Annotated in this window: 1 tRNA gene and 1 rRNA gene; both read right to left on the bottom strand. The window is 49.9% G+C overall.

Annotated elements, in window-relative coordinates:
• Window positions 1-189 precede the first annotated feature (189 nt).
• A tRNA-Ala gene (locus tag AB4Z29_RS32375) sits at window positions 190-265 on the bottom strand.
• Between the two features lie 107 nt (window positions 266-372).
• Window positions 373-484, bottom strand: a 16S ribosomal RNA gene (locus AB4Z29_RS32380); the annotation flags it as partial.

The following is a 484-nucleotide window of genomic DNA, read 5'->3' on the forward strand; positions in this document are numbered from 1 at the left end:
ATATCGTTGTTCGCCACGTCCTTCTTCGGCTCCTGGTGCCTAGGCATCCTCCGTGCGCTCTTACTAGCTTAACCATATGCTCAGGTGATYGCTCACCTTCGCTTACAATAAAAACAGCTTAAAGGATGTTTCAGCAATTTCTTTTTCTTTCGTTATCCAGTTTTCAAGGTGCAAATTGATAAAAGTTGTTGGTGGAGCCAAGCGGGATCGAACCGCTGACCTCCTGCTTGCAAGGCAGGCGCTCTCCCAGCTGAGCTATGGCCCCATACAAATTCCATCAAAGCTGAACAAATGGTTTTCACGTCTTGCGCTCAAAGCGCCATATACCGATAACTTGTATCCGAACCTCATCGGGTTCGGGTATTTCCTTAGAAAGGAGGTGATCCAGCCGCACCTTCCGATACGGCTACCTTGTTACGACTTCACCCCAATCATCTACCCCACCTTCGACGGCTAGCTCCCTTGCGGGTTACCCCACCGGCTT

The sequence above is a fragment of the Paenibacillus sp. 2TAB23 genome, from assembly GCF_052115165.1.
Taxonomy (GTDB): domain Bacteria; phylum Bacillota; class Bacilli; order Paenibacillales; family Paenibacillaceae; genus Pristimantibacillus.